This window comes from Pseudomonas fluorescens NCIMB 11764, from assembly GCF_000293885.2.
GTDB classification, from domain to species: Bacteria; Pseudomonadota; Gammaproteobacteria; order Pseudomonadales; family Pseudomonadaceae; genus Aquipseudomonas; species Aquipseudomonas fluorescens_B.
On the sequence record NZ_CP010945.1, the window covers coordinates 6,284,890 to 6,311,344 of the forward strand.

Below are 26,455 nucleotides of genomic sequence, written 5' to 3' on the forward strand. Positions count from 1 at the left end.
CTATCGCGGGCAAGCCCGCTCCCACAGGGGTACGCGGTCAAATGTGGGAGCGAGCCTGCTCGCCAAGGCGTCAGTTCAGTCGACACAAATCTTCCTCATCGAAACCATCGATGCGCTCAACTCATCAGGAGTTTCCATGACTAGCAAAATCCCCGAACCAGATCTCAATTACCTGCAAAAAGTCCTGTTGGAAATGCTCGCCATTCCCAGCCCCACCGGATTCACCGATACCATCGTGCGCTATGTCGCCGAGCGGCTTGAAGAGCTGGGTATTCCGTTCGAGATGACCCGCCGCGGCACGATCCGCGCCACGCTCAAGGGCAAGAAAAACAGCCCGGACCGCGCCGTTTCCGCCCACCTCGACACCATCGGCGCCGCCGTTCGCGCCATCAAAGACAATGGCCGCCTGACGCTGGCGCCGGTCGGCTGCTGGTCCAGCCGTTTCGCCGAGGGCAGCCGCGTCAGCCTGTTTACCGACAACGGCGTCATTCGGGGCAGTGTGTTGCCGCTGATGGCCTCCGGACACGCGTTCAACACTGCGGTGGATGAAATGCCAATCAGTTGGGATCACATCGAACTGCGCCTGGACGCCTATTGCGCCACCCGTGCCGATTGCGATTCCCTGGGGATCAGCGTCGGCGATTTCGTGGCTTTCGACCCCTTGCCGGAATTCACCGAAAGCGGCCACATCAGCGCCCGTCATCTTGACGACAAGGCCGGCGTTGCCGCCTTGCTGGCGGCCTTGAAGGCTATCATCGACAGCGGCGAAGAACTGATGATCGACTGCCATCCGCTGTTCACCATCACCGAGGAAACCGGCAGCGGCGCGGCGGCGGCGTTACCCTGGGACGTCAGCGAATTCGTCGGCATCGACATCGCGCCGGTCGCGCCCGGCCAGCATTCCAGCGAACACGCGGTCAGCGTGGCGATGCAGGATTCCGGCGGGCCTTATGACTATCACTTGTCCCGGCACTTGCTGCGACTGGCCAGCGATAACGAGTTGCCGGTGCGCCGCGATCTGTTCCGCTATTACTTCAGCGACGCGCATTCGGCGGTCACCGCCGGCCATGACATCCGCACCGCCCTGCTCGCCTTCGGCTGCGACGCGACTCACGGCTATGAACGCACGCACATCGACAGCCTCGCGGCACTCAGTCGCCTGCTCGGCGCCTACATTCTCAGCCCGCCAGTGTTCGCCAGCGATGCGCAGCCGGCCAAGGGCTCGTTGGACCGGTTCAGCCATCAAATCGAACATGACACGCAGATGGAAAGCGATACGAGGGTGCCTTCGGTGGACAGTCTGGTGGGGCAGCGGTCCGAGAGCTGATACGGATGGCAGGTCGCCTGGTGGATCGCCAGGCGACGCTATAACCACAGACTAGCCGCAACCGCCCATTCGCCGTAGCATCGCGCCCATTGTTTAGCCGAGGTGCCTATGCTGATTCCCCACGACCAACTTGAAGTCGACACCCTGACCCGCCTGATCGAGGATTTCGTGACCCGTGACGGCACCGACAACGGCGATGACACGCCGCTGGAGACCCGCGTATTGCGGGTTCGTCAGGCGTTGACCAAGGGCCAGGCGCTGATTGTCTTCGACCCGGAAAGCGAGCAGTGCCAGTTGATGCTCAAGCACGACGTGCCCAAACATCTGTTCGATTGATGTTTCATCGTCCTTTGCTTTTTTCCAGTTGGGCCTGGATGCGCTTGTAGACTTCGGCACGGTGCACATTGACGCTCTGCGGCGCTTCGACGCCAAAGCGCACCGTGTTGCCGTTGACGCCGACAATACGCACTGAAATGTCGTCACCGATGGAAATCATTTCGCCTACAACGCGGCTGAGTACAAGCATGGCATTCGTCCTTCAAGGTTATCGAACCCTGAAGATGCCCGGCGCGCCACAGGCCTTCAATGCGACGAGCGCAAAACAGTCCTGCCCTACAGCACAAGACGAACCCCCTTAAGGAAACGTCTTACACACTGTGGGTTTGCGTCAGGTTGCGGAGAAACGCGGACCGAACAGGATGACGCTCGCACCGATCACACACAGCGCCACGCCAATCCAGTCCGAACCCAGCGGACGAATCCGTTCGACCACCGCCAGCCAGCCAATCGACGCAATGATGTAGATGCCACCGTAGGCGGCATAGGCGCGTCCGGCGTAAGTCGCCTCGACACGGGTCAGCAGCAGCGCGAACAATGTCAGGCTCAGCAACGCCGGCACGACCCACCAGACGCTTTTACCCTGGCGCAACCACATCCAGAAGGCAAAGCAGCCGGCGATTTCAAACAGGGCGGCGAGAAAAAACCACAGGTAATTGAGCATGCAAAGCGTCCCGCGAGGATGACCGATGGCGGCCACCCTAGCGATCACGGTGCCAACGGGCAAGTTCAGCCTGCGGTCTGTTTGGCCTTGGCGCGCATTTTATCGGCCATGATGGTCATCTCATCGTAGAGCAGCTGCGGATTCTTCTGCTTGAGCGCCCACGCCATGCGCCCCTGTTCGTGGGGCAGGATCATGAATTCGCCGGCGGCCACATGCTGATAGATGTAGTCGGCAATGTCGGTCGCGGTGATCGGCGAGCTTTCCAGCAATTTGCCGACCTGGGCTTTCATGGCCGGCGTCGGGCCGCGGAAGGAGTCCAGCAGGTTGGTCTGGAAGAAGGACGGACACACCACGTGCACACCGATTTCCTGCTGCGCCAGTTCGATCAGCAGGCTTTCCGACAATGCCACCACGCCGGCCTTGGCCACGTTGTAGTTGCTCATGGCCGGGCCTTGCATCAACGCAGCCATCGACGCGATGTTGATGATCTTGCCTTTGCTTTTTTCCAGCAGCGGCAGGAACGCCTTGCAGCCCTTGACCACGCCCATCAGGTTGATTGCGATCTGCCAGTCCCAGTCCTCCAGGGACAGTTCGCTGAAGAACCCGCCCGAGGCAACGCCAGCGTTGTTGACGATGACATCGATGCCACCGAGTTTGACTTCACAGGCCTGGGCGAAAGCGGTGAGCTGACTGTAATCGCGCACATCGCAGCGCTGGATGAAACCGTCGCCACCGGCTTCGCGAACCAGCTTCAGGGTTTCCTGCAGACCAGGCTCGCTGACATCCGACAAGGCCAGTTGCCAGCCTTCACGCGCCCAGCGCAGCGCGATTTCGCGACCCAGGCCCGAGCCCGCGCCAGTGATCATCATGCGATTTTGCATAGCAAACAGCCTTGTTGTTCCGGGGAAGATGCGTCGAGTGTAGCGAAGGACATCGCCCAACCCACGCTCCATCAGATTGCTGAATGGCCTGAGCAAACCGTGCAAGCGGGCGGATCAACTTAATCTCTCTCAAACGAAATAAGCCTATCTTCGAAAAACATTAAAAAAACTTGGAATTTTCTTTCATCTACGGCAGTCGGACTTTGTAAGCAGCCTGGGTTTATTGCAGTCCAGCTGAACGTTTATAGCCAGGTAATTCCAGAACACTTCCAACAAGGAAATCGACATGGGCACAATTTTAATCATTATTCTGATCCTCCTGCTGGTAGGTGGCCTGCCGGTATTCCCACACTCCAGAAGTTGGGGTTATGGCCCGTCGGGTATCATCGGCGTGGTATTGGTGGTGCTGTTGATCCTGCTGTTACTCGGCAAGATATAAAAAGTTAACAGGCAAAAAAAAGAGGCCCTTCAAGGGCCTCTTTTTTATTGCGCCGAAAACTTAGTCCGGCTTGCCGTCAACCACACCGGCGGTGTTGTCGATCAGGCTTTTGGTCGCCGTCTGGATGAACGACTCGAGTTTCTGTTTAAGGGCCGCTTCGTCAGCGGACGCCGGGATCAATTCGCCTTTCGGATTGGCGCCGAGTTCGTATTGATACAGCTTCGGCGGCATCTCTTTGGGCAGTACCAACACGCGGTCTGCGGTCAACAACGCTACGGTCTGATCGCTACCCGACGGTTTGATCACGCCGAAACCCTTGTCGCCTTCCGGCAGGTTCAGCAAGTCACGGCCCCAGCACTGGTGGATCACGTCGCCACCGATACGGCCCATGATGGTCGGCACGATGTCGATCTGGGTGCCGACGGTGTGGTCGACCTGGCCGAACTTGTCCTGCACGCCCGGCCCGATCAGCAACATCGGCACGTTGAAACGGCCGAGGTCCATTTCCGTGATCTGCTGCTCATTGCCGAAGCCGTGGTCGCCGACGATCACGAACAGGGTTTCCTTGAAATAAGGCTCCTTGCGCGCCTTCTCGAAGAACTGACCGAGCGCCCAGTCGGAGTAACGCATGGCGGTCAAATGTTCATTGAGGCTGCCACGGTCGGTCACGCGCTCGACCGGCAACGGAGTCGGCAAAGCGTATGGCGTGTGGTTGGACAAGGTTTGCAGCAAGGCATAGAACGGCTTTTTGTCCTTGCCGTCGCGGGCCTTCAACTCTTCCAGGCCACGGTTGAACATGTCCTGGTCGGACACGCCCCAGGTCGGGTCGGAGAACACCGGGTTAACGAAGTCGTTACGTCCGATGAAGTTGGTCATGCCCTGGTTGCTGAAAAAGCCCGACTGGTTGTCCCAGGCGAAGTCGCCGTTGTAGACATACACGTCGTCGTAGTCACGGGCACTGAGCAATTGCGGCAGGCCAGACAGCTTGTGGCTGCCTTCCGGCGTTTGCATCAGGTATTCGAAACCCGGCAGGTTCGGGAAGCAGGCCATGGTGGCGAACATACCCTGGTGGGTGTGCGTGCCGTTGGAGAAGAAGCGGTCGAACAACAGGCCTTCTTTCGACAGGTTGTCGAAGTATGGCGTGACGTTGCCCGGACGCCCCAGCGCGCCCACCGAGTGACCGGCGAAGCTTTCCATCAGGATCACGACGACGTTTTTGATCGGCAGGGTCTTGTCGGCATTCGGGGTGTAGTTGCGGCGGACAGCGGCCGTTTCCGGATCGACCAGTTTATCGCTGGGCGTCAGCAACATGTCACGCACAGTCTGCTGGGCCAGTGGCTGCTCCAGTGTGGCTTTCCAGATGTTGTCGCGTTCTTCGGACATCCGGCTCTTGGCTGCCGCAATCAGCGAGAGGGTGCCGTTCAGGCCCAACTGGTTGGCGAAGTTCGAGTCGGTGGTGTAGACGTCACCCCAGCGCAGTGGCGGACCCTGGCGCAGGGTGCCGCGAGCCGCGACCACGCAGACCAGCAAACACACAACAAACACTGTAATGCGCGCGTACCACGGGGCGATCTGGCGAGTGCCGATGCTGCCGCCGCTGAACGGACCGCGAGGACGGGTTGCACGGTCGGCGCCCTTGAACGCCAGGGTCAGGATCAAGGTGCCCACGGCCCAGGCCAGCAGGTAGCGAACTACCGGAAAACCGTACCAGAGCATGCTCATCACGGTTTTCGGGTCTTCCTTCACATACTGGAAGACCAGGCCGTTGAGGCGCTGGTGGAACTCGCGGTAGAAGTCCATCTCCATCAGGCCGAGGAACAATGCGATGCTCGAAGCGATGGTCAGCCAGAAACGGAAGAACCCTCGGGCCGCCATGGCACGGGCGCTGAACAGAGCCAACAACAGCGGGATGCTGAGGTAGACCACCAGGCGCAGGTCGAAGCGCAGACCGTTGGCGAACGCTTCCAAAAAGGTCGAGGCCGGGGTGTCGAGGATCATCTCGCGGTTGTAGAGCAGCAGCGCCACGCGCAGCAGGCTGAACATGACCATCATGACCAGGGCACACAGCAACGTGTAGGCCAGATGCGATTTGACGGTCGGTTGCAGCAGGCGACTAGAAGCTCGCTGCTGACTCAGGGCGTCCGGGATTGCCATTTCGTTTTAGGACCCATTGGAAGTTGAAGTTTCAAAATAAAGCTGCGCCCTGCCCTCTGTCGGCCAGTTATCGGCCCCGGGGTTTGCGCGGTGCGCAAATGTTGCACGATCAATCGCGGCATTGCCATTGATTACTGACCAGCACGACTGGCGCGGGCGAATTGTCTTGGAGGCTTTGTGAAAATTTCGTGCAACGCATATTCGGAAACATAAAAAAGATCAGCGAGTAGCTGTCTTGGGAGGTGTTTTCTACCTTGGGCATATCCGTTTTTTTGGTGACGGCGGAACCAATAGCCGCCGCCGCCGCAGCAATGGATATGTACACCCACCCCCCAAGGCAATTACTTCTCAGCCCGCTCCTTCAGCGCCTTCAAAGTATTGAACGGCGCATCAACCACAAACTTGTTGGCCACCATCGACGGAATGCTCCCACCCGGTTCAGTGTGAACCTGATAAGTCACTTCGACCTGATCCCCCTTGGGCACCAACTTCCAGAACCCCTCAACCTTGGTAACCCGCACAAAACCTTTCTCTTCGGGAATGTACTTCGGCACCCCTTCGAGCTTGCGCGTCAGGCTGCCATCGGGGCCTTCGGTGGTCGTGATATGCAGCACCGAATCACGCGCAGTCACCGGCCATGGGGTATTGAACTGGGTGTAGGTCCAGCTCTGGTCACCTTCGTGCTTGAGCAGCTTCTGCATTTTGCACTCGTGAATCCAGGTACAGGCGCCTGCCACGTCTTCCTGGAGTGCGCGCAGTTTGGCCATGGTGGTTTTCATCAGGGTAACGCCCTGATAAGCCTTGTAGTCGGAGCCGGCCACTTCGCTCAAGGACACCTTGATGCCGTCTTCATTCTTGGCCACCTTCCAGTCTTCGGCCTGTGCGGCGGAAGTCGCCAACACCACCGTCAAACCACACAACACAGCCATACGATGCAGCGAACCCATAGTCTTATTCCTTGTTGTTGAAGTTCCGTTCGTAGAACACATCACGCAGCCGTCATCTGCTCCCACCAGCCCAGCAATCTGATCGCTTCGTCACTGCTGCTTCCGCAGACTTCGACGTCGGCTTCGAACGCCGAACACACGGCAGGACGTTCCGGTTGGCCGAAAATACTGCACAGGTTTTCGACAGAGAGTTGTACGCAACGTTCTCCGGCGGCTTTGCCGTTGGGCATGCCGGGAATCGGCGAACTGATGGAAGGGGCAATGCAACAGGCGCCACAGCCTTCACGGCATTTCATGACGACGAGCTCCTCGCGAAGGGCGATGTGTTAAAGGACGGGGCACAGAGTAACCGCTAAAACAGTTGTTTTAAATTGCCGGAGGCAGGGTTTTTACGCTTGATCGAACGTGACTGACCAGTCTCCGACAAAGCGTCTGGCGAATGGGTCACAGAGCAAAGAAATTATCGTTTGAACTCGAACTCCAGCGCGGCACCATCAACGTCACGACGTTCTTCGTTACGCAGTTGCAACTTCATTTCGTTGCTGATCAGTCGCCCGTTGAGCTGAAAGGGGGAGCTGCCGGCCTTGTCACCGAACATTTGCGGCAACACGGCGTCGTGCCGGGGCAATGGAACTGTACCGATCGGCTTTAACTCTTCGGCCATCTCTTCGGGCAGACTCAAATCCAGGTCAGCCGAAGGCAGTCGGGTTTTCACGACCTCGCTGGCAGCCTTGGACTTGGACGCAATGGGCGGACGCTTCTTCACCTTGGCCACGTTCTTTTTGGCCGGAGCAGCTTTCTTGACGGGTGCGGCTTTTTTCGAAGCCGTGCTTGTGGCGTTTTTTTCCGGAACGGAAGCCGCCATGATGCTTTCCGCTTGGAAGGTCATCAACAGGCAGATCGAAAGCCAGACGGCGGAAAAAATCGGTTTCATGGACCCAACGGAGCGAGCGGCACTATCGGCAGTGCCATATGCTCGCTTGTTGGACGCAACATGACAAGCTCGGGTGGGAAACGCACCCTCAAATGCCGCCCGCCATCTCCTGGCAAAGTTGCGTGGCGAGCATCCCCAGGGTCATCAAGGCACGCTCGGCTTCGCGGTTCCACGGCGTACCGCAATTGAGCCGGATGCAGTGATTGAACTGCTCGGTGTTACTGAAAATCAGCCCCGGCGCAATGCTGATGCCTTGCTGCAAAGCCCGTACATGCAGTTCTTGCGTGTTGACCCGGCCTGGCAGGCTCACCCACAGAATGAAACCGCCGGTCGGCCGGGTCATCTGCGTGCCTTCCGGAAAATACTGCTGCACCGCGAGCTGGAAAGCGCTGAGGTTCTTGCGATATTCCTGCCGGATGTAGCGCAGATGTCGGTCGTAACCACCATTTTCCAGATACGCCGCAATGCCCATCTGCGTGACGCTGCAAGCGGAATGCGTACTGAAGGTCTGCAGGCGCTGGATTTCCTGCTGGTACTTGCCGGCGATCATCCAGCCGATCCGCACGCCTGGCGACAGGGTCTTGGAGAAGCTTGAGCAATAGATCACCCGATCCAGCCGGTCGTAAGCCTTGAGTGACTTGGTGCGGCCCTGTTCGAACATCAGTTCGCCGTAGATATCGTCCTCGACCACCTGGATGTCGAAATCCGAGGCCAGGCGCAGCAGTTGTTTCTGCCGCTCTTCAGGCATGGTGCCGCCGAGCGGGTTGCTCAGGCGTGTGGTCAGCACCAGCGCCTTGATCGACCATTGATTGGCTGCCAGTTGCAGCGCTTCAAGGCTCATGCCAGTGGCCGGATCGCTGGGGATCTCGATGACTTTGAGGCCCAGCAGGTCAGCCAGTTGCAACAAACCGTAATAGGTCGGCGACTCGGCGGCGATCAAGTCGCCCGGCCGGGTCAGCACGCGCAGGGACATCTGCAAGGCATCGACACAGCCGTGGGTGATCACCACTTCGGACGGATCGACCACCACACCGGCGTCGCGCATGCGAATGGCCACCTGGCGGCGCAGCGGCTCGAAACCGGGGCTGAACATGTAGCTGAAAGCGCGCGGGCTATGGAAACGGGTGACCTTGGCCAGTTGCTGATGCAACGCCCGCACCGGCAGGTAATCGACGCTCGGCACGGCCGCGCCCAAGGGGAACACGCCCTCGCGGCGGGACTCGACCAGTACTTGTTGAATGATGCTGCTGCGGGTGACCAGACCGGGGCGCTCTACCCGAGCGATGTCCGGGGTCGGCGCAGTCAGGGCCGGTGTCTGGTGCACGTAGTAACCCGACTGCGGCCGGGCGCGGATCAGCCCCTGATCTTCGAGATTAGCGTAGGCCTGCAACACCGTGGCATGGCTGACGTTGAGCTGCGAGCTCATCTTGCGCACCGATGGCACGCGCTCCCCCGGTTGATAGACACCACGACGGATGTCTTCGGCCAGTTGCTGAGCAATACGTTGGTAGAGCAAGAGATTGGTCATGACGCAGCACTCGATTTCACGGGCATTTTATTCTTGTGTGAAACAATACCGGAACAGTTTAGAAGTGTACGGGGACAGTTGCCACAATAGTCGACGGTACAGTGCAGTGTCAGCAAAAACTGTACTGTTTTTTACTGAAAGCGTGCGGCAATCGGCGCGCAAAAAAACCCGGCGCTGACGGGCAGGCCGGGTTGTAGGTGCTGTCGAGTGAAACGAGGCTGCGATCTTTCCAGGCCCACTTGAGTATCAAGAGCAAGATCAAAAGATCGCAGGGTCTGCCAGCGCCTACCGGGTGGCGCCGAGCTGGCCTTTTTCGTCGGAGAACACAATTTCCACCCGCCGGTTCTGCGCACGGCCCCGTTCGGAGGCGTTCACGTCCACCGGGTATTCGTCACCATACCCTTCGACCTGGATGCGTTTATCGTCGATGCCCAGGTCCATCAGCACATCGGCCACCGATTGCGCGCGGTCACGGGACAACTTGAGGTTTTCCTGCTTGCCACCGGTACTGTCGGCGTAGCCTTCGATGCGTACGACGCGCTTGGGGTTGAGCTGCAGGAACTGCACGATTTTCAACACCACGCGGTTCGCCGAGTTTTTCAACTCCGCTTCGCCGGTATCGAACAGCACGTCGCCCAGGGTCATCACCAGGCCACGGTCGGTCTGGGTCGTGGCGAGCGCGACAATCTGTTCTTCGAGCCACTTGCCCTGTTGCTGCACACTGAGCAACTTGGACTCGCGCAAGGCCAGTTGCAGGCGTTGACGCTCCAGTTCGAGCTTCGCCGCGCGCTCCTCATTGAGCACCTGATTGGTGTGCTCTCGGGCGATTTCGCTGTAGCGCCGGCTCAGGTAAGCGTAATGGACCACGTCCGAACCGCTGCCCCAGTAGCTGGACAGGCGGTCGGCGCGGGCCAGGGACTCTCCGGCGCGAATCACGTCTTTCGGCGCGATTCGCAGCACGTTGGAATCTTCCTTGACCTTCTGGAAGTCGGCACCGGCGTTTTGCAATGCGGTTTCGCTGTGCTGGCCGGCGCAGCCATACAGGCTGGCGCAACCCGCCAGGATCAATCCGCCGATGGCGCGGGACTTGAGGCTCATTGGGCATCTCCCACTTGCTTGCGCAGACGGGTGATACGGGTATTGAGCACGTTCAACTGCTCCTCGCTTTTAAGGGTCAGGACCTTGGCTTCGGCCAAACGCGCATCCAGCTCGGCCTGTTCAGCGCGCATCCGCGCATGCTTGTAGGACTCGTCCGCCATGTCGCCCTGGGCACGGCTGAACTTGTCTTCGGCCAGTTTCAGTTCCGGCACCTCGTCGGCAGTGGCACCCACGGCTTTGGCTTGTATCAAGGCCTGTTCGGTCAGGCGAATTTGTTCATTCGGCGCCGGATCGGCTGCACAACCCGCCAGAGCCAGAACGGCCAGGGCTGCGAAAAGAGGTCGAATACTCACTAAAAATCCCTACTGTTTTGGGGTACTGGCGGGTTGTTGTTGCTGCGCTTTCCAACGCTCGATGTTGCGTTGCAGCGCGGCTTCCGTCAGTCCGGACGCGGGCAATTCTGTCATCTTTTTGGCCAGCTGTCCGCGCAACCACGGATCGTTGCAGGCGGAGTTATGGGAAACCGCGAGGTACAGGCCGGGTTTGTCGACCGGTTGTGGACGCGCCACCAGATCGTTGGCCATGCTCAGTGCCTGCGCGGCCGCCATGCCGGAGTAGCGTCCGGCGAGAACAAATTCCACCTCGCCCAACAGCAGTTTCTGAAGGGCTTGGGTGAGGTTTGGTGTACGGATGAGGGTCAATTGCTGCTCGGCGAACGTCCCAAATGCCGTGGTCATCCGAAACTTTTCCGACACTGCGCCGGGATGACCGTGGAGGTCCTGGGCTTCGTTGTAGACCAGTGGCGAATCCTTTCGGGTCCAGACCAGGTAATCGTTTTCCAGCAACGGCGGATGAATGTAATCCAGGGTTTCCAGTTCGCTGACCGTCAACGGCGCATCCGCCAGCATGTCCATGCGCCCGCTGCGCACTTCATCGAGGGCCTGGGAGCGTTTGCCGGCGTACAGCAACTCGACCTTGATGCCCAACTCCCCTGCCACGTGCTGCAACAAATCGGCACTGGCGCCGATCAGGTGCTTGGGATTTTGCGGGTCTTGCCACAGGTACGGCGGCGCATCCGGGCTGCCGGTGACCACCAGGCGTTCGCACTTGCCCGCGGCGACAGACAGTGTTGGCAACACCGTCAGGCCCAACAGCAATGACCAACCGAACACTCGGCGCAAATCCATGGCGACACTCTCCCACTCAAATCCGGAACAAAAAAAAGCCCGACCAAAAGGTCGGGCTCTTTATAGGTCAAGCCGCAGGATTAGACCAGCTTCTCGAACTCAGGGATGGCTTCGAACAGGTCCGCCACCAGGCCGTAATCGGCCACCTGGAAGATCGGCGCTTCTTCATCCTTGTTGATCGCAACGATCACTTTGGAGTCTTTCATGCCGGCCAGGTGCTGGATCGCGCCGGAGATACCGACGGCGATGTACAGCTGTGGAGCAACGATCTTGCCGGTCTGACCGACCTGCATGTCGTTGGGTACGAAACCTGCGTCGACCGCGGCGCGGGAAGCACCAACGGCAGCGCCCAGCTTGTCGGCCAGAGCGTACAGGTGTTTGAAGTTGTCGCCGTTCTGCATGCCGCGACCGCCGGAAACGACGATTTTGGCAGCGGTCAGCTCCGGACGATCGGACTTGGCCAGTTCTTCACCAACGAAGCTGGAAGTGCCGGCGTTGTGCGCAGCAGCAACCGCTTCAACGGCAGCCGAACCACCTTCAGCCGCGACCGGGTCGAAACCGGTGGCGCGAACGGTGATGACTTTGACCGCAGCGTTCGACTGAACGGTCGCGATGGCGTTACCGGCGTAGATCGGGCGCTTGAAGGTGTCAGCGCTTTCGACCGAGATGATCTCGGAGATCTGGTCAACGTCCAGCTGGGCGGCAACGCGCGGCAGGATGTTTTTGCCGTTGGAAGTCGCGGCAGCCAGGATGTGGCTGTAGCCAGCGCCCAATTCAGCTACCAGCGGCGCAACGTTTTCCGGCAGTTGGTGAGCGTAGGCGGCGTTGTCGGCCACCAGCACTTTTGCCACGCCAGCGATTTTCGCAGCGGCTTCAGCCACGGCGCCAGCGCCTTGACCGGCAACCAGCACGTGGATGTCGCCGCCGATTTTGGCAGCAGCGGCCACGGTGTTCAGCGTGGCCGGGGCCAGCACTTTGTTGTCGTGTTCAGCGATTACCAAGATAGTCATGATTAGATTACCTTCGCTTCGTTTTTCAGTTTCTCGACCAGTTCAGCCACCGACTTGACCTTGATGCCCGCGCTGCGTGCAGCCGGCGCTTCGACTTTCACGGTCTTGTTGGTGGAGGCGGTGGAAACGCCCAAAGCGTCCGGAGTCAGCACTTCCAGAGGCTTCTTCTTGGCTTTCATGATGTTTGGCAGGGACGCGTAGCGCGGCTCGTTCAAACGCAGGTCGGTGGTGACGATGGCCGGCAGTTTCAGGGAAACGGTCTGCGCGCCGCCGTCGATTTCCCGGGTCACGGCAACGCTGTCGCCGGACACTTCGACTTTCGAAGCGAAGGTGCCCTGACCGTAACCGCTCAGTGCAGCGAGCATCTGGCCAGTCTGGTTGTTGTCGCTGTCGATGGCCTGTTTGCCAAGGATCACCAGCTGAGGCTGTTCCTTGTCGACAACCGCTTTCAACAATTTGGCAACGGCCAGGGAAGTCAGATCTTCAGCGGATTCGACGAGGATGGCGCGGTCGGCACCCAGAGCCAGCGCGGTGCGCAGCTGCTCTTGAGCGGTGGACGGGCCGACGGAAACGACGACGATTTCAGTCGCAACACCTTTCTCTTTCAGGCGTACGGCTTCTTCCACGGCGATTTCGCAGAATGGGTTCATCGACATCTTCACGTTAGCGAGGTCGACGCCGGAATTGTCCGCCTTGACGCGAACCTTGACGTTGTAATCCACAACGCGTTTGACAGCTACAAGAACCTTCATGGATTCCTCGTTACTCTCCGGTGAAAAGAAAGTCGCCTAGGCGAACCTGGCGGTTGATGCTCATCGGGCGCAAGGGCACCTCTAAAAACGCCGGCATACGTGTCAAGTGACCATCGCTCATGAAGTTGATGACCGTTCGTCAGTGGTGACCAACAAGTCATTCAATATCGCGGCGTGTAAACTGCGCGCCAACATTGCACCGCGCATCACCTTGTACTGCCATCGCCCTGTCTTTAGAGGTGCTCTTGAAACCAACAGTCAGCCTACGGCGAGCGCAAAACCGACCGTATCTTGACCGGAACGCCTATTCCGGTCAATACGGCAAAATGGCCAGTCATAAGCCGCGTGACTTTGATTTCTCTGGCTTTGAGCCGATTCAAACAAACGTTTGTATTGGACGCTAGGAGTGGTGTAGATATAATGCGCCACCCAAAGAGAAAGGTGGTTCATCGATTGTCCTCTTCCTGCATTACGCAGGAATTCATGGATGCGACACCAAACCTCCAATTAGAAAAAAAACTGTTGAGCCTTGAGTAGGAGATAACCTGTGGAACGCGAATACATGGAATTCGACGTGGTCATCGTCGGTGCCGGCCCCGCTGGTCTTTCCGCCGCCTGCCGCTTGAAGCAGAAGGCTGCTGAAGCCGGTAAGGAAATCAGCGTCTGCGTGGTCGAAAAAGGCTCCGAAGTCGGTGCTCACATCCTGTCCGGTGCCGTGTTCGAACCACGCGCCCTGAACGAATTGTTCCCGGACTGGAAAGAACTCGGCGCCCCGCTGAACACGCCGGTGACACGCGACGACATCTTCGTTCTCAAGAACGCCGACAGTGCGCAGAAAATTCCTGACCTCTTTGTGCCCAAGACCATGCACAACGAAGGCAACTACATCATCTCCCTGGGCAACCTGTGCCGCTGGCTGGCTCAGCAGGCCGAAAACCTGGGCGTGGAAATCTACCCGGGCTTCGCCGCACAAGAAGCGCTGTTCGACGAGCACGGCGTAGTTCGCGGGATCATCACCGGCGACCTGGGCGTTGACCGCGAAGGTCATCCGAAAGAAGGCCTGTACACCCCGGGCATGGAACTGCGTGGCAAGTACACGCTGTTCGCCGAAGGTTGCCGCGGCCACATCGGCAAGCAGTTGATCAAGCGCTTCAACCTCGACAGCGAAGCCGACGCCCAGCACTACGGCATCGGCCTGAAGGAAATCTGGGAAATCGACCCGGCCAAGCATCAGCCAGGCCTGGTGGTGCACACCGCCGGCTGGCCGCTGGACATCATGGGAACCGAGAACACCGGCGGCTCCTTCCTATATCACCTGGAAAACAACCAGGTGGTGGTCGGTCTGATCGTCGATCTTTCCTACAGCAACACCTACCTGTCGCCGTTCGACGAGTTCCAGCGCCTCAAGCATCACCCGGTGCTCAAGCAGTACCTGGAAGGCGGCAAGCGCATCAGCTACGGTGCCCGCGCCATCTGCAAAGGCGGCCTGAATTCGCTGCCGAAAATGGTCTTCAAGGGCGGCGCACTGATCGGTTGCGACCTCGGCACCCTGAACTTCGCCAAGATCAAAGGCAGCCACACCGCGATGAAGTCCGGCATGCTCGCCGCTGAATCCGTCGCCGAGGCACTGTTCGCCGAAAAAGACGGCACCGAAGAGCTGACCACTTACGTCGACGCATTCAAGAAGAGCTGGCTCTACGACGAACTGTTCGCCAGCCGCAACTTCGGCCCGGCGATCCACAAATTCGGCGCCATCGTCGGCGGTGGTTTCAACTGGCTGGACCAGAACATCTTCGGCGGCAAACTGCCGTTCACCTTGCACGACACCAAGCCTGATTACGCTTGCCTGAAGCTGGCGGCCGACTGCAAGAAGATCGACTACCCGAAACCGGACGGCAAGATCAGCTTCGACAAACTCAGCTCGGTGTTCATCTCGGGGACCAACCACGAAGAAGAACAGCCTTGCCACTTGAAGCTGACCGATCCAAGCATCCCGATCAGCAAGAACCTGCCGATGTACGATGAACCTGCCCAGCGCTACTGCCCGGCCGGCGTGTACGAAGTGGTGACCAAGGAAGACGGCGAGAAGCGCTTCCAGATCAACGCCCAGAACTGCGTTCACTGCAAGACCTGCGACATCAAGGACCCTGCACAGAACATCACGTGGGTGGCACCGGAAGGTGCTGGCGGACCGACTTACCCGAACATGTAAGTCGAATCGCTGAACAACAAGGCTCCCTAAATGGGCAATGCTGTTCACTTAAGCGCGCTCTTGGATCGTGCATACCTTTGTGGCGAGCGAGCTTGCTCGCGCTGGGCTGCGTAGCGGCCCCAAAAATCTGACAACTATTGCCGAGTTTTGTGAGTGCTACGCACTCAAGCGGGAGCAAGCTCCCTCGCCACAAGTTTCCTTTGATTCAAGACACTCTTAAGTGAACAACAAGGCTCCCTAAATGGGGGCCTTTTTTGTTGCCCACGATTTATCAGGCGGCGCGCTCATCCCCGGGATTGCGCTCAAAGTAGCGCTTGTACTCACGACTGAACTGCGACGTGCTCTGATACCCGACTCGATGCGCCACCTGCGCCACACCCAACCCTTCGGTGAGCAACAACTGTTGCGCCTTCAGCAAACGCAATCGCTTCAAGTACTGCACCGGCGACAACAAGGTGCTGCGCTTGAAATGCTCATGAAAGGTCGACGCACTCATGTTCGCGCAACTGGCCAGGGTCTCGACGTTCAATGGCTCGGTGTAATGCGCGTGCAGATGACTGAGCGAAGCGGCAACCCGAGCGAATTGGCCCTGTTGTTCCACCAGCGCGCGCAACACATCCGCTTGCGGACCACGCAACGCGACGAACAACAATTCCCGCAACCGCGCCGGCCCCATGATCTGGCATTCCAGCGGATCGTGCAGGCAACGCAACAGCCGTTCCACACAACCACGCATCGCATCGTCGAGCACCGCCGAGGTCATCGACTCGGGTGTCTGCGCAGGAATATTGCGCCCCGGTGCCAGCCCCATGGCCAACACCAACTCACCGAGCAGCACCCGATCGATGGCAATCGAAACCCCAAGCATCGGCCCATCAGGCGCCGAGAAAGTCTCGCATTCAAAAGGCACCGGCAATGCCTGAATCAGGTAATGCCCGGCACCGTATTCCAGCGTACGAGCCCCCAGATACGCCAGTTTGCTGCCCTGGGCGATGATGACCAGACTCGGTTCATAGATCTGCGGACCGCGTGCCACATCACAGCTGGCGCGCAAAACCTGCACGCCCGGTAATGCCGTCGGCGCAAAACCATCGCGAGTGGTCAAAGGCTGGATCAGCGAAACCAGCGTGGCATTGGCATCGAGATGACGGGTCAACAACATGGGAGCTCTTCACAAAAAAGTCGCGGAAATCGGGATGAAAACATCATCGCAGGTCTGATCGCGCATTTGATCCATCGAACGCTGATGCCGGAGGAATAGGCATGACACCCGGAGGAATCGCCATGGCCGGTGACCGGCACCGCGCCCAGAATGCGCCGCCTCACCTGTCACCGCTTTTGCGAGGTCCATCATGTACACCGCCATCGGATACGCCGCTCAATCAGCCACCACTCCCCTCGCCCCCATGAAATTCGAGCGCCGCAGCCCCCGCGCCGACGACGTTGCGATCGACATTCTCTATTGCGGCGTCTGCCATTCCGACATCCACCAGGCACGCAACGAGTGGGGCATTGCCGTTTACCCGCTGATGCCCGGTCACGAGATCGTAGGCAAAGTGACCGCCATCGGTGCGAACGTAACCCGACATCAAGTCGGCGACTTGGTCGGCGTCGGCTGCATGGTCGATTCCTGCCGCAGCTGCGAAGCTTGCCAGGCCAACCTCGAGCAATATTGCCTCGAAGGTCCGACCATGACCTACGCCACACCCGACCGAGTGGATGGCAGCAACACCATGGGCGGCTATTCCGACAGCATCGTCGTCAGTGAACACTTCGTCGTGCGCATTCCGGAAAAGCTCGATCTGGCCAGCGCCGCGCCGATTCTCTGCGCCGGCATCACCACCTACTCGCCGCTCAAACACTACGGCGTCAAGGCCGGCGACAAGGTCGGGATTCTAGGCATGGGCGGCCTCGGCCACATGGGTATCAAGTTTGCCAAGGCGATGGGCGCGGAAGTGACGCTGTTCACCCGTTCGGCAAGCAAGGCTGAAGAAGGTCGTCGCCAGGGTGCGGACCATGTGATCGTGTCCACCGACATCGGGCAGATGAAGGCAGCAGCAGGCCATTTCGACTTTCTGCTGGACACCATTCCGGTGCAGCACGACCTCAATCCCTACCTCGACACGCTACGTTTCGACGGCGTGCACATTCTGGTCGGGCTGATCGAACCGGTCGATCCAGCGGTCCACGCCGGCAAACTGGTGATGAGCCGTCGCGTACTGGCCGGCTCGCTGATCGGCGGCATCGCCGAAACCCAGGAAGTGCTGGATTTCTGCGCCGAGCACAACATCACCTGCGACATCGAAATGCTCGACATCCGCCAGATCAACGAGGCTTACGCCCGCATGATTGCCGGTGACGTGAAGTACCGTTTCGTCATCGACATGGCGACGCTGAAGGTCTAAACCTTCGCACCCAGTTCTGCCGAAAGCCGGGCCGTGACCCCTTTGATCAGGGGAATCAGCTCGGCCATTTTTTCCAGCGGCATGTACGGCACGGTGCTGGCGATGCTGATGCCGGCAACGATGCGCTTGCTGGCATCACGAATCGGTGCCGCCACGCAGCGGATCGACGGTTCGTTATCTTCCAGATCGAAGGCGTAGCCGCCCGCCACGTACTCGACCATGCGCTGCTGAAACTGCTCCCAGGATTGCTCCGGGTGCTGCGGCCAGAACTGATTTTTCCCACCCGCAGGCAAACTGACTTCGTACAGCCGTTGCCATTCTTCCTGCGTGTCATCGAGCATCAGGGCCTTGCCGATCCCGGTGCGCGCCAACGGCATGCGATGGCCGACCCGCGAGCGCATTTCCGGGCCATTGCGCCCCGGATTCTTGTGCAGGTACAGGACCTCGTCGCCCTCGCGAATCGCCAGGTGGATGGTGTCGCCGGTCAACGCCGACAACTCATCCAGATATGGCCCGGCCAACGTCACCAGCGGCAATTCCTCGCGAGCCTGAAAACCCAACTCAATCAACTTCGGCCCCAACAGATACCCGACTTGCGGCACCACGCGCAGATAACGCTCGTCCACCAGGCAACTGGCCAGACGATGGGTGGTGCTGCGCGTCGTGCCGATCAGCCGGGCGATTTCCTTGAGATCGCGGGCGCCACTGGCCACGGCCTGAACCACACCCAGACCGCGAAGCAATGTCTGGGTGCCGGTCGGCGCGGCGTCCTTGGCGATTTTTGGGGCGTCTTCCTGCATATCCAGCCTTTACCGTTGAGCGAGGGAACGGGCGGCATTATGGTCGCCCGACGGCTGCAACTACAACTTGATACGCTCAACCTTCCCGACCAGCAGAATGTAGGAAAGCGCACCGATCAACGCTAGAACCGAGATGTAGGTAATCGCCGGGGCGAACGAATCACCGGTGGCGAGGAAACCGATGACAATCGGTGTGGTGATCGCCGACAGGTTGCCGATGAAATTAAACACGCCGCCGGTCAGCCCCAACAACCGTGCCGGTGCCAGCGTTGAGACCAGCGACCAAGTGATCGAAGCCAGACCATTGCCGAAGAAGGCCAGTGCGAGGAAGGCAATTACCAGCGGCGTCGACTCGACGAAGTTGGCGCCAATGATCGAGGTGGAAATCAGCAAGCCGCCAATGATCGGCAACTTGCGAGCGAAACCCACCGTGTACCCGCGGCGGATCAGGAAGTCGGAGAAAAACCCGGAACAGAGCACGCCGACGAAAGCCGCGAGAAACGGCAGCGACGCCAACAGGCCGGACTTGATGAAGTCCATGCCGCGGTATTTCACCAGGTAGGTCGGGAACCACGTCAGGAAAAACCACAACGTCGAGTTGAGGCAGAACTGACCGAGGTAGATGCCCCACAACTTGCGTTTGGTCAGCACGATGCCAAGGTCGGTCCAGCTGAATTTAGCCTTGACCTTCGCTTGCTCAGCCTGGATATCCACCAGCCCGCCGCCTTCGCGAATCAGCTCGATTTCAGCGTCATTGGCACCTTTGAAATCCCGTGGTTCGCGATACACCAAGTACCAGATCACCGCCCAGAGAATGCCCACCGCGCCGGTGCTGACAAACACCATGTGCCAGCCAAACTCATGCTGCAACCACGCGAGTACCGGGGTAAGGAACGCCAGGCCAACGAACTGGCCGGAGGTGTAGAAACCAATGGCTGTGGCGCGTTCGCGTTCGGGAAACCAGGTAGTGACCACGCGGCTATTGATCGGATACGCCGGGGCTTCCAGGGCACCGACTGCCATGCGCAACACGAACAGCGCGATGAAGCTGGCGGCGAAACCGAGCATCACCGTGGCGATCGACCACAGCAGCAACGCGACGCTGTAGAGAATGCGCGGCGGGACGCGATCCACCAGCCAACCGCCGGGGATCTGCATGGCGGCGTAGGTCCAGCCGAACGCCGAGAAAATCAGCCCGACGTGGATCGGGTCGATGCCCAGTTCGCTGGTCAGCGCCGGGGCGGCGATGGACAGGTTGCTGCGGTCCAGGTAGTTGATCACCACGGTGATGAACAGCAGGACCATGATGAAAAAACGCTTGCGGCTGGGCGCCACCAACGACGCCTGCCCGGTGAGGGTTTGCGGTTGCATGGGGATTGCCTCTTCTTATGTTTATTGAGGTCGATGTGAAACTGCAGATCTCCGTGTCCATGGAGATCAAACTGTGGGAGCCAGCCAGCCTGCTGGCGATCGCGGTGTATCAGTCACCATCCATGCCGGATGTGCTGACCGAATCGCCAGCAGGCTGGCTCCCACAGGGGTTGCGATGGGTCAGACAGAACTCACCACTCGGCAAAACTGCCATCGGCATGCCGCCAGATCGGGTTGCGCCAGCGGTGCCCGACCGCCGCGCGTTCGATCACGTACTCCTCGTTGATCTCGATGCCCAGGCCCGGACCATTCGGAATCTTCACGAAGCCTTTGTCGTAATCGAACACCCGCGGATCCTTGACGTAATCCAGCAGGTCGTTGCTCTCGTTGTAGTGAATGCCCAGGCTCTGCTCCTGGATGAACGCGTTGTAGCAAACCGCATCCAGTTGCAGACACGCCGCGAGGGCAATCGGGCCCAGCGGGCAATGCAGCGCCAGCGCGACGTCGTAGGCTTCGGCCATGTTGGCGATCTTGCGGGTTTCGGTGATGCCGCCAGCGTGAGAAGCATCGGGCTGGATGATGTCGACGTAACCTTCGCTGAGCACGCGCTTGAAATCCCAGCGCGAGAACAGGCGCTCACCCAGGGCGATCGGCGTGCTGGTCAGCGGCGCCAGTTCTTTCAGCGCTTCGTAGTTTTCGCTGAGCACCGGTTCTTCGATGAACATCAGCTTGTACGGATCGAGCTCCTTCATCAGCACCTTGGCCATAGGCTTGTGCACCCGGCCATGGAAGTCCACGCCGATGCCGACGTTCGGCCCGACCGCGTCACGCACGGCTGCGACGTTGGCCAGGGCGAGGTCGACTTTCTCGAAGGAATCGAGGAATTGCAGCTCTTCGGTGCCGTTCATTTTCACCGCAGTGAAACCACGCTCCACCGCCTCTTTCGCTGCACGCGCGGTGTCTGCCGGACGGTCACCGCCGATCCACGAATAGACACGAATCTTGTCCCGCACCTGACCACCGAGCAGATCGCTGACCGACACACCCAACGCCTTGCCCTTGATGTCCCACAACGCCTGATCGATACCGGCCAGGGCACTCATGTGGATCGCGCCGCCCCGGTAGAAGCCGCCGCGGTACAGCACGGTCCAGATGTCTTCGATGTTGCGTGGGTCTTTGCCGATCAGGTAGTCGGATAATTCTTCAACGGCCGCTGCCACGGTGTGGGCACGGCCTTCGACCACGGGCTCGCCCCAACCGGTCACGCCCTCGTCGGTTTCGACCTTGAGGAAGCACCAGCGCGGCGGAACGATGAAAGTGGTGAGTTTGGTGATTTTCATCTCTTCTCTCTCTCTTGTTAGATGCAGCGCGCTCGGCGCCAAAAAAGTCTTAACGCAGAGCGTTCCATGCAGCGACGTAGGCTTTGGCGTTGGACGCCACCTGCTCCGGCGTCATGCCCGGTTTGAACAGCCCGGACCCGAGACCGAAGCCTTTGACGCCGGCGTCGATAAACACCTGCATATTCTCCGGGGTGATCCCGCCCACCGGCGCCAGAATGGTTCCGGCGGGCAACACCGCCAGCCAGGCTTTTACAACCGCCGGCCCCATTTGCTCGGCCGGAAACATCTTCAGCACATCCGCCCCTTCGGCCAGTGCGGCGAAAGCTTCGGTCGGTGTCGCAACGCCCGGCGACAGGAACAGCCCCGCCGCTTTCGCTGCACGAAGCACCTTGGGATCGCTGTGGGGCATGACGATCACCTGCCCGCCGGCGGCTTTCACTTGCTCGACCTGCTCCGGCGTCAGCACCGTGCCGGCACCGATCAGGCAATCGGCGGGCAAAGTACTGCGCAGGATGCGGATGCTTTCGTACGGTTCGGGGGAATTGAGCGGCACTTCGATGACGCGAAATCCGGCTGCGTAAAGGACTTCTCCGATAGCCGCCGCTTCCTGCGGGCGCAGGCCGCGCAGGATTGCGATCAGGCCGTTTTGCGCCAGGGCTTGCTTGAGCATGTCAGACCTCCAGTCAGGTTTAACGGGATGGATGTGGGGTGACGAGTCCGGCAGCGAGCGCCAACTGCCACAGCCCGCGTTCGGTGGCGTGTTCGGCCAGCGTCACGCGAGCAAAACCGCAGGCGTCGAGGGCCCGGCTGTAGCGGGCACACAGTTGTGAGTTACCGATGAGGATGATTGCCGGCAGATGGACGCTGTTGCGCCGACGCCGCTGAACAGTGGCCAGCGCCGACAGCTCATGACCGATCAATAGGCCGGACAGATAGTCCGGTTGCGCGCTGCCGCTCAACTCGCCGGTCAGCCCGAGGCTGCGGGCGCTGAACAGCGTCGACAACGGGCCGACCTCGCCGTCCACCGACAGGGCCACTTGCACACCGCGGTCGAACGCGTCGCCATCGAAGGATGCGCCGCGCTGCTGAGTGCGTCCCAGAATGCTGTGTTCACTGAGCACGGCGAAGACTTCACCGGTCATGAAGGTATCGAAATGCACGATGCAGCCGTCGGCCACTTCCACCCATTTCGAATGACTGCCCGGCAGGCCGATCAACAGATCGCTGCCCGCCCCGCTCGGCAGGTTTTGCAGCACGCCGAGTACCTGGGTTTCTTCACCACGCATCACGTTCGGCAGCCGCGAACGTTGAATCACGCCCGGCACGATGTGCACATCGACACCGCGAAGACTGCGAATGGTTTGTAGGGAAGTTCCGAGATTGGCGACGTTCGCCGGTGTATCGCGGTAGGCCGCTTCGCGCCAGCCCTGCGCGCTGCCAACCATACCGCAGGCAATCACCGGCAAAGCGGGTTGTTCATCGAGCCAGTCACCGCAAGCCTCGTCAAAGGCCAGTTCAAAACCGTCTGTGCATACCTGACCGTTAATGATTCGCGGCGTCCGGGGCAGTTGCATGATCCCCGATGACAGCGAACGCTGTTCGAGCACCTGGCCACCCGCGGCGAGTTTGTAAGCACGTAATGAGGTTGTCCCCCAATCGAGCGCGATCAATTGCGCCAGCATCGCTTCACCTGTTTTGTTTATTGGCAGTGAGTGAGCTGGACTATAAACCCGAAAGCGGGAAAATCTCAATATATAAATATACATCCCATATTTTGGGATTCTGGCAAAAAAAGATCGCAGCCTCGATAGCGCCTACACCGGTAGGCGCTGCCGAAGGCTGCGATCTTTTAAGGATTCAATTGCCCGCGGCAAAATCCCTTAATACCGCGCCATCCATCCGGTACCGAACCCACTCTTCCTGCGGCTGCGCCCCCAGGGATTTATAGAATTCGATGGCCGGCTTGTTCCAGTCCAGCACGCTCCACTCGAACCGACCGCAATCATTGGCGCAGGCGATTTTCGCCAAGTGGCGCAGCAAGGTTTTTCCCGCGCCGCCGCCACGCTGTTCGGGGGTGATGTAGAGGTCTTCGAGGTACAGGCAGTTACTGCCGAGCCAGGTGGAGTAGCTGAAGAAGAACACCGCAAAACCAATCGGCAAACCGTCCCGCAGGCAGATCAGTCCGTGGGCCGTGGCGCCTTCGCTGAACAGACTGCGCTCGATGTCGGCGACGCTGGCGATGACTTCGTGGCGGGCACGTTCATAATCGGCCAGTTCAGTGATGAACCCGAGGATTTGCGGTGCATCGCTGGGGGTCGCCGGGCGGATTTCGATCGTCATGGACGTGCCTTCGTCAAAAGTGGAAAACGCCATACTAAGTCGGCTCGCAGTCTGTGGCGAGAGAGCTTGCTCCCGCTGGACTGCGCAGCAGTCCCTTCCCAGGTCGACCCCTGCCTGCCTGAAAGACCGCGTCGCTTGTTTTAGGGCTGCTTCACAGCCCAGCGGGAGCAAGCTCCCTCGCCACAAAAGCTACAAGGCGATCATGTACAGGCATTACTCCGGCCAGCACTAACCCTGAAATCGACAACCTCGGACCTAACATCCGCGCCTCGCATGATAGACAGATGACACTCACCGTTATCGGGTCAAGGAACCGCGTCATGTCCATCGCACCACCTCAAGTCTCCAGCAAGCTGTTCGGCCTGTTTTGCCTCGCCAGCTATTTGCTGTCGCTGTCTTACGGCGCGACGTTTTTGCTGTCGTTGCTGATCGGCTCCCGTGGCGGCAACGAACACGATGCCGGCAGCGTGATTTCGGCGGCGATGCTCAGCACGTTTGCAGCGGTGATTGTCTCTGGGCATTTGTCTGATCTACTCGGGGCGGCCCGTTCGATTGCGCTGTTCGGCGTGCTGCTGGTAGCGGCCAGCCTGGGCTTTGCGCTGACGCCGGGCTTCGGCCCTCTGCTGCTCCTGTTCGGGTTGCTGCTGGGGTTGGGCTGGGGCGTTTTCTACACGCTCGGGCCGATCATCGTCGCGAGCCTGGTGACGCCCGCGCAGCGTGCCAAATATTTTGCGCTGCTGTCGGGCAGCATGATGACCGGGATCGGCAGTGGCCCTCTGCTGGGGCGCGCAGCCAGTGCGCTCGGCTATCCGGTGACGGCGGCGTTTTACCTCGCAGCACTCGCCAGCCTGATCGGCGTTGTACTGTTCTGGCGCCTGGATGCGCAACTGAAAAAGGCACCTTCGCCCACCGCCTCGGTCGCGCGTATTTCCTGGCGTGCAACGGTTCAAGTGCTGTCGTCCAGAGCGGTGTTCCCGATCATCATGGTCGGCCTTGGCGGTTGCGTGTTCGGTGGCCTGTCGAGTTTTCAAACCAGTTACGCGGCGTCTCGCTCTCTGGATTACTCGCTGTTCTTTTTCGGTTTCATGGGCGCGGCGATCAGCAGTCGGATGTTGATTGCCGGGTTGGTGGTCAAGCGCGATCCGTTCCGCACATCCTGCCTGTTGTCGGGGCTGATGACAGGCTCGATCGTGATGTTCGGTTTCGTGGTCGACAGCGGCTTCAGCTACGTGCTGGCCGCGGTGATGCTGGGCGTCGGTTACGGGCTGACGTATTCGGTGATCAACGGCCTGGCCGCGAACGAAGCGCCGAGCGGCACCACTGCGCAATCGTTGCTGTTGTTCAGCCTGTCGTACTTCATCGGCGTGTTCGGTTTTCCGTTGCTGGCCGGACAGATCATCGTTGAATACGGGATGACCACACTGTTGCTCACCGTTCTCTGCGTCGCGCTGCTGAACTGGCTGATCACCGTGGGCCGCTTGCTCTGGCGCCGCTTCAGGGTCAAGACGCCGCAGCAGGCCTGAACCGTTCGTCGTTCATCAGGCACCAACCCGATGGGGGGGCGGACCAATATCAGGTAAGGACTCTAATTAAATGGAGACGACACCATGATCATGTCCCGACTGACCGCCCTCGCTCTCGCTACCCTGCTGTCCTCTGCTGCCCTTGCCGCGAACACCGCCTCCGGTACCGGCCCGACCGACCCGGTGGAAAAACCCAAATCCCCCGCCATTCAAAGCGCACCCGGCATCAACACCAATGGTTCCGGTGTCGATAGCAGCCTGCCGCCGTCCACGGGCACCGACCCGCGGATCCAGGGAAACGACGCGGGCCGTCAAGGTGGCATGAACATGCCCGACACCCAGACACCCGATAACGCCGGCACCGGCATCGGCTCGAAAACCACCACCGGTGGCTCGGGTTCCGAAGGCGGCGCCAGCCAATAAATCGCCCACGCGAGCTGTACCTGTCCACATCCATGAAGAGGTAACCATGAACGTCGATAAAAACCTTGAGAAAGAAGTCCTGACCCGTCTGCTGCACGCCCACCCGAACGGGTTGGGCAAGGAGGTTCTGGACAATTACCGGGGGGAGAAAGTCGTGGCCAGTGCCCTTGCCACGCTGCAGGATCGCGGGTTGATTCAACATGGGCATGTGATCTGCGACGAGACCGGCGAGCACTCGTTGAATTTGCCGATCAAACTCAGCGCGGCCGGGGTTGAGGCGGCGCGCAAGCTGGACGTCTAACCGTGTAGGAGCTGCCGCAGCCTGCGATCTTTTGACGTTGATTCAAGAAGACCAAAAGCTCGCAGGCTTCGCCAGCGCCTAAGAGCAGCAGGAGAAATCCCATGCCTCGTGGAAGCAAAGACAAATACACCGCCGAACAAAAGCGCAAGGCCGAGCACATCGAAGAGAGCTACGAGCACAAAGGTGTCTCGAAAGAGGAAGCGGAGGCCCGCGCCTGGGCGACGGTGAACAAGCAGTCGGGTGGTGGTGAGCGCAGCGGTGGTTCCGGGCGCAAGAAACCGGCGAGTGCGAAGGCCGAAGACCGCAAGGGATCTTCGCGGCGTGCGGTAGCCAGTCGTGAAGGTCACCCGCGTAACAGCAAGGCGTCGCGGCAGACGCAGACGGTGGACAGTTTGAGGAAGGAAGCCACGGCGAAGAAGATTCCGGGGCGTTCGAGTATGCGCAAGCAGGAATTGATCGAGGCGTTGCGCAAGGCTGGGTAAG

At 59.6% G+C, this 26,455-nt stretch carries 30 protein-coding genes; 9 read left to right on the forward strand and 21 right to left on the reverse strand.

The genetic code is table 11. The annotated features are described in order from the left end of the window. The first annotated feature begins 136 nt into the window (after positions 1-136). Positions 137-1,327 carry an osmoprotectant NAGGN system M42 family peptidase gene (locus B723_RS28505; protein WP_017340066.1) on the forward strand — a complete coding sequence of 397 codons (1,191 nt, stop codon included), beginning with the start codon at positions 137-139 and terminating at the stop codon, positions 1,325-1,327. A 108-nt stretch (positions 1,328-1,435) separates the two neighbouring features. Continuing rightward, entirely contained in the window at positions 1,436-1,663 is a 228-nt protein-coding gene (locus B723_RS28510; protein ID WP_003199186.1) for a YheU family protein, read from the forward strand. A gap of 4 nt (positions 1,664-1,667) precedes the next feature. Here B723_RS28510 and csrA read toward each other — a convergent pair whose 3' ends face one another. The 3 genes from csrA to B723_RS28525 form a co-directional block, all read right to left on the reverse strand. Then, on the reverse strand, positions 1,668-1,853 hold the full coding sequence (gene csrA, locus B723_RS28515) for a carbon storage regulator CsrA (RefSeq protein ID WP_017340067.1): 186 nt from the start codon (positions 1,851-1,853) through the stop codon (positions 1,668-1,670). A gap of 141 nt (positions 1,854-1,994) precedes the next feature. Next, on the reverse strand, positions 1,995-2,327 hold the full coding sequence (locus B723_RS28520) for a YnfA family protein (RefSeq protein ID WP_017340068.1): 333 nt from the start codon (positions 2,325-2,327) through the stop codon (positions 1,995-1,997). Positions 2,328-2,392: 65 nt separating this feature from the next. Continuing rightward, a complete protein-coding gene (locus B723_RS28525) occupies positions 2,393-3,208 on the reverse strand; it encodes an SDR family oxidoreductase (RefSeq protein ID WP_017340069.1) in 816 nt (271 codons plus the stop codon). 280 nt (positions 3,209-3,488) lie between these two features. Between B723_RS28525 and B723_RS32665 the strand changes: the two genes are divergently transcribed. Then, the gene (locus B723_RS32665) at positions 3,489-3,647 is read left to right on the forward strand and encodes a DUF3309 family protein (RefSeq protein WP_174602692.1); all 159 of its coding nucleotides are present in this window, start codon (positions 3,489-3,491) and stop codon (positions 3,645-3,647) included. Positions 3,648-3,707: 60 nt separating this feature from the next. Here the strand turns inward: B723_RS32665 and B723_RS28530 are convergent, their stop codons facing one another. The 11 genes from B723_RS28530 to B723_RS28580 all read right to left on the reverse strand — a co-directional run bounded on the left by B723_RS28530 (position 3,708) and on the right by B723_RS28580 (position 13,257). Further along, a complete protein-coding gene (locus B723_RS28530) occupies positions 3,708-5,801 on the reverse strand; it encodes an LTA synthase family protein (RefSeq protein ID WP_017340070.1) in 2,094 nt (697 codons plus the stop codon). 109 nt (positions 5,802-5,910) lie between these two features. Then, positions 5,911-6,126: a hypothetical protein gene (locus tag B723_RS28535; RefSeq protein ID WP_017340071.1), complete on the reverse strand. Its 216-nt coding sequence runs from the start codon at positions 6,124-6,126 to the stop codon at positions 5,911-5,913. Between the two features lie 16 nt (positions 6,127-6,142). Further along, positions 6,143-6,748: an START domain-containing protein gene (locus B723_RS28540; RefSeq protein ID WP_017340072.1), complete on the reverse strand. Its 606-nt coding sequence runs from the start codon at positions 6,746-6,748 to the stop codon at positions 6,143-6,145. A gap of 41 nt (positions 6,749-6,789) precedes the next feature. Continuing rightward, positions 6,790-7,044 carry a YkgJ family cysteine cluster protein gene (locus tag B723_RS28545; protein ID WP_017340073.1) on the reverse strand — a complete coding sequence of 85 codons (255 nt, stop codon included), beginning with the start codon at positions 7,042-7,044 and terminating at the stop codon, positions 6,790-6,792. Between the two features lie 164 nt (positions 7,045-7,208). Further along, positions 7,209-7,682: a hypothetical protein gene (locus B723_RS28550; RefSeq protein ID WP_017340074.1), complete on the reverse strand. Its 474-nt coding sequence runs from the start codon at positions 7,680-7,682 to the stop codon at positions 7,209-7,211. A gap of 88 nt (positions 7,683-7,770) precedes the next feature. Beyond that, a complete protein-coding gene (locus tag B723_RS28555; protein ID WP_017340075.1) occupies positions 7,771-9,210 on the reverse strand; it encodes a PLP-dependent aminotransferase family protein in 1,440 nt (479 codons plus the stop codon). Between the two features lie 285 nt (positions 9,211-9,495). Then, complete coding sequence (locus B723_RS28560) at positions 9,496-10,308, reverse strand: OmpA family protein (RefSeq protein WP_052909718.1); 813 nt, start codon at positions 10,306-10,308, stop codon at positions 9,496-9,498. Beyond that, positions 10,305-10,661, reverse strand: a complete 357-nt coding sequence (locus B723_RS28565) for a DUF4398 domain-containing protein (protein ID WP_017340077.1) — start codon at positions 10,659-10,661, stop codon at positions 10,305-10,307. Before B723_RS28565 ends, B723_RS28560 begins: the two co-directional genes overlap by 4 nt. A 9-nt stretch (positions 10,662-10,670) precedes the next feature. Continuing rightward, positions 10,671-11,495 carry a substrate-binding periplasmic protein gene (locus B723_RS28570; protein ID WP_017340078.1) on the reverse strand — a complete coding sequence of 275 codons (825 nt, stop codon included), beginning with the start codon at positions 11,493-11,495 and terminating at the stop codon, positions 10,671-10,673. Between the two features lie 80 nt (positions 11,496-11,575). Then, entirely contained in the window at positions 11,576-12,505 is a 930-nt protein-coding gene (locus B723_RS28575) for an electron transfer flavoprotein subunit alpha/FixB family protein (protein ID WP_017340079.1), read from the reverse strand. A gap of 2 nt (positions 12,506-12,507) precedes the next feature. Continuing rightward, positions 12,508-13,257: an electron transfer flavoprotein subunit beta/FixA family protein gene (locus B723_RS28580; protein WP_017340080.1), complete on the reverse strand. Its 750-nt coding sequence runs from the start codon at positions 13,255-13,257 to the stop codon at positions 12,508-12,510. 547 nt (positions 13,258-13,804) lie between these two features. Between B723_RS28580 and B723_RS28585 the strand changes: the two genes are divergently transcribed. Beyond that, a complete protein-coding gene (locus B723_RS28585; RefSeq protein WP_017340081.1) occupies positions 13,805-15,469 on the forward strand; it encodes an electron transfer flavoprotein-ubiquinone oxidoreductase in 1,665 nt (554 codons plus the stop codon). Between the two features lie 271 nt (positions 15,470-15,740). Here the strand turns inward: B723_RS28585 and B723_RS28590 are convergent, their stop codons facing one another. After that, positions 15,741-16,631, reverse strand: a complete 891-nt coding sequence (locus B723_RS28590; RefSeq protein ID WP_017340082.1) for an AraC family transcriptional regulator — start codon at positions 16,629-16,631, stop codon at positions 15,741-15,743. Positions 16,632-16,821: 190 nt separating this feature from the next. Here B723_RS28590 and B723_RS28595 point away from each other — a divergent pair, with 190 nt between their 5' ends. Beyond that, positions 16,822-17,874, forward strand: a complete 1,053-nt coding sequence (locus B723_RS28595; protein WP_017340083.1) for an NAD(P)-dependent alcohol dehydrogenase — start codon at positions 16,822-16,824, stop codon at positions 17,872-17,874. Here the strand turns inward: B723_RS28595 and B723_RS28600 are convergent. The 6 genes from B723_RS28600 to B723_RS28625 all read right to left on the reverse strand — a co-directional run bounded on the left by B723_RS28600 (position 17,871) and on the right by B723_RS28625 (position 23,725). Then, a complete protein-coding gene (locus tag B723_RS28600) occupies positions 17,871-18,674 on the reverse strand; it encodes an IclR family transcriptional regulator (protein WP_008152270.1) in 804 nt (267 codons plus the stop codon). The genes B723_RS28595 and B723_RS28600 overlap by 4 nt on opposite strands. A gap of 60 nt (positions 18,675-18,734) precedes the next feature. Further along, positions 18,735-20,045, reverse strand: a complete 1,311-nt coding sequence (locus B723_RS28605; RefSeq protein WP_017340084.1) for an MFS transporter — start codon at positions 20,043-20,045, stop codon at positions 18,735-18,737. Positions 20,046-20,236: 191 nt separating this feature from the next. Continuing rightward, positions 20,237-21,385 (reverse strand): galactonate dehydratase, encoded by a 1,149-nt coding sequence (gene dgoD, locus B723_RS28610; RefSeq protein ID WP_008152275.1) that lies wholly within the window; start codon positions 21,383-21,385, stop codon positions 20,237-20,239. Between the two features lie 49 nt (positions 21,386-21,434). Further along, the gene (locus B723_RS28615) at positions 21,435-22,055 is read right to left on the reverse strand and encodes a 2-dehydro-3-deoxy-6-phosphogalactonate aldolase (RefSeq protein ID WP_017340085.1); all 621 of its coding nucleotides are present in this window, start codon (positions 22,053-22,055) and stop codon (positions 21,435-21,437) included. A gap of 19 nt (positions 22,056-22,074) precedes the next feature. Continuing rightward, positions 22,075-23,067 (reverse strand): 2-dehydro-3-deoxygalactonokinase, encoded by a 993-nt coding sequence (locus B723_RS28620; RefSeq protein WP_017340086.1) that lies wholly within the window; start codon positions 23,065-23,067, stop codon positions 22,075-22,077. Between the two features lie 175 nt (positions 23,068-23,242). After that, positions 23,243-23,725, reverse strand: coding sequence for a GNAT family N-acetyltransferase (locus B723_RS28625; protein WP_031319060.1), 483 nt, complete (start codon positions 23,723-23,725; stop codon positions 23,243-23,245). A 320-nt stretch (positions 23,726-24,045) separates the two neighbouring features. Between B723_RS28625 and B723_RS28630 the strand changes: the two genes are divergently transcribed. The 4 genes from B723_RS28630 to B723_RS28645 all read left to right on the forward strand — a co-directional run bounded on the left by B723_RS28630 (position 24,046) and on the right by B723_RS28645 (position 26,454). After that, positions 24,046-25,248 (forward strand): MFS transporter, encoded by a 1,203-nt coding sequence (locus B723_RS28630; protein ID WP_017340088.1) that lies wholly within the window; start codon positions 24,046-24,048, stop codon positions 25,246-25,248. An 84-nt stretch (positions 25,249-25,332) separates the two neighbouring features. Next, a complete protein-coding gene (locus B723_RS28635) occupies positions 25,333-25,671 on the forward strand; it encodes a hypothetical protein (protein ID WP_017340089.1) in 339 nt (112 codons plus the stop codon). A gap of 46 nt (positions 25,672-25,717) precedes the next feature. Further along, entirely contained in the window at positions 25,718-25,972 is a 255-nt protein-coding gene (locus B723_RS28640) for a hypothetical protein (RefSeq protein ID WP_017340090.1), read from the forward strand. A gap of 101 nt (positions 25,973-26,073) precedes the next feature. Next, positions 26,074-26,454, forward strand: a complete 381-nt coding sequence (locus B723_RS28645; protein ID WP_017340091.1) for a Rho termination factor N-terminal domain-containing protein — start codon at positions 26,074-26,076, stop codon at positions 26,452-26,454. Position 26,455: the final 1 nt, after the last annotated feature.

Excerpts from the sequence above, each read along its gene's own strand:
- B723_RS28505 (WP_017340066.1), top strand. The coding sequence starts at position 137 with ATGACTAGCAAAATCCCCGAACCAGATCTCAATTACCTGCAAAAAGTC.
- B723_RS28510 (WP_003199186.1), top strand. The coding sequence starts at position 1,436 with ATGCTGATTCCCCACGACCAACTTGAAGTCGACACCCTGACCCGCCTG.
- csrA (WP_017340067.1), bottom strand. The coding sequence starts at position 1,853 with ATGCTTGTACTCAGCCGCGTTGTAGGCGAAATGATTTCCATCGGTGAC.
- B723_RS28520 (WP_017340068.1), bottom strand. The coding sequence starts at position 2,327 with ATGCTCAATTACCTGTGGTTTTTTCTCGCCGCCCTGTTTGAAATCGCC.
- B723_RS28525 (WP_017340069.1), bottom strand. The coding sequence starts at position 3,208 with ATGCAAAATCGCATGATGATCACTGGCGCGGGCTCGGGCCTGGGTCGC.
- B723_RS28530 (WP_017340070.1), bottom strand. The coding sequence starts at position 5,801 with ATGGCAATCCCGGACGCCCTGAGTCAGCAGCGAGCTTCTAGTCGCCTG.
- B723_RS28540 (WP_017340072.1), bottom strand. The coding sequence starts at position 6,748 with ATGGGTTCGCTGCATCGTATGGCTGTGTTGTGTGGTTTGACGGTGGTG.
- B723_RS28545 (WP_017340073.1), bottom strand. The coding sequence starts at position 7,044 with ATGAAATGCCGTGAAGGCTGTGGCGCCTGTTGCATTGCCCCTTCCATC.
- B723_RS28550 (WP_017340074.1), bottom strand. The coding sequence starts at position 7,682 with ATGAAACCGATTTTTTCCGCCGTCTGGCTTTCGATCTGCCTGTTGATG.
- B723_RS28555 (WP_017340075.1), bottom strand. The coding sequence starts at position 9,210 with ATGACCAATCTCTTGCTCTACCAACGTATTGCTCAGCAACTGGCCGAA.
- B723_RS28560 (WP_052909718.1), bottom strand. The coding sequence starts at position 10,308 with ATGAGCCTCAAGTCCCGCGCCATCGGCGGATTGATCCTGGCGGGTTGC.
- B723_RS28570 (WP_017340078.1), bottom strand. The coding sequence starts at position 11,495 with ATGGATTTGCGCCGAGTGTTCGGTTGGTCATTGCTGTTGGGCCTGACG.
- B723_RS28575 (WP_017340079.1), bottom strand. The coding sequence starts at position 12,505 with ATGACTATCTTGGTAATCGCTGAACACGACAACAAAGTGCTGGCCCCG.
- B723_RS28580 (WP_017340080.1), bottom strand. The coding sequence starts at position 13,257 with ATGAAGGTTCTTGTAGCTGTCAAACGCGTTGTGGATTACAACGTCAAG.
- B723_RS28590 (WP_017340082.1), bottom strand. The coding sequence starts at position 16,631 with ATGTTGTTGACCCGTCATCTCGATGCCAATGCCACGCTGGTTTCGCTG.
- B723_RS28595 (WP_017340083.1), top strand. The coding sequence starts at position 16,822 with ATGTACACCGCCATCGGATACGCCGCTCAATCAGCCACCACTCCCCTC.
- B723_RS28600 (WP_008152270.1), bottom strand. The coding sequence starts at position 18,674 with ATGCAGGAAGACGCCCCAAAAATCGCCAAGGACGCCGCGCCGACCGGC.
- B723_RS28605 (WP_017340084.1), bottom strand. The coding sequence starts at position 20,045 with ATGCAACCGCAAACCCTCACCGGGCAGGCGTCGTTGGTGGCGCCCAGC.
- dgoD (WP_008152275.1), bottom strand. The coding sequence starts at position 21,385 with ATGAAAATCACCAAACTCACCACTTTCATCGTTCCGCCGCGCTGGTGC.
- B723_RS28615 (WP_017340085.1), bottom strand. The coding sequence starts at position 22,055 with ATGCTCAAGCAAGCCCTGGCGCAAAACGGCCTGATCGCAATCCTGCGC.
- B723_RS28620 (WP_017340086.1), bottom strand. The coding sequence starts at position 23,067 with ATGCTGGCGCAATTGATCGCGCTCGATTGGGGGACAACCTCATTACGT.
- B723_RS28625 (WP_031319060.1), bottom strand. The coding sequence starts at position 23,725 with ATGACGATCGAAATCCGCCCGGCGACCCCCAGCGATGCACCGCAAATC.
- B723_RS28630 (WP_017340088.1), top strand. The coding sequence starts at position 24,046 with ATGTCCATCGCACCACCTCAAGTCTCCAGCAAGCTGTTCGGCCTGTTT.
- B723_RS28635 (WP_017340089.1), top strand. The coding sequence starts at position 25,333 with ATGATCATGTCCCGACTGACCGCCCTCGCTCTCGCTACCCTGCTGTCC.
- B723_RS28640 (WP_017340090.1), top strand. The coding sequence starts at position 25,718 with ATGAACGTCGATAAAAACCTTGAGAAAGAAGTCCTGACCCGTCTGCTG.
- B723_RS28645 (WP_017340091.1), top strand. The coding sequence starts at position 26,074 with ATGCCTCGTGGAAGCAAAGACAAATACACCGCCGAACAAAAGCGCAAG.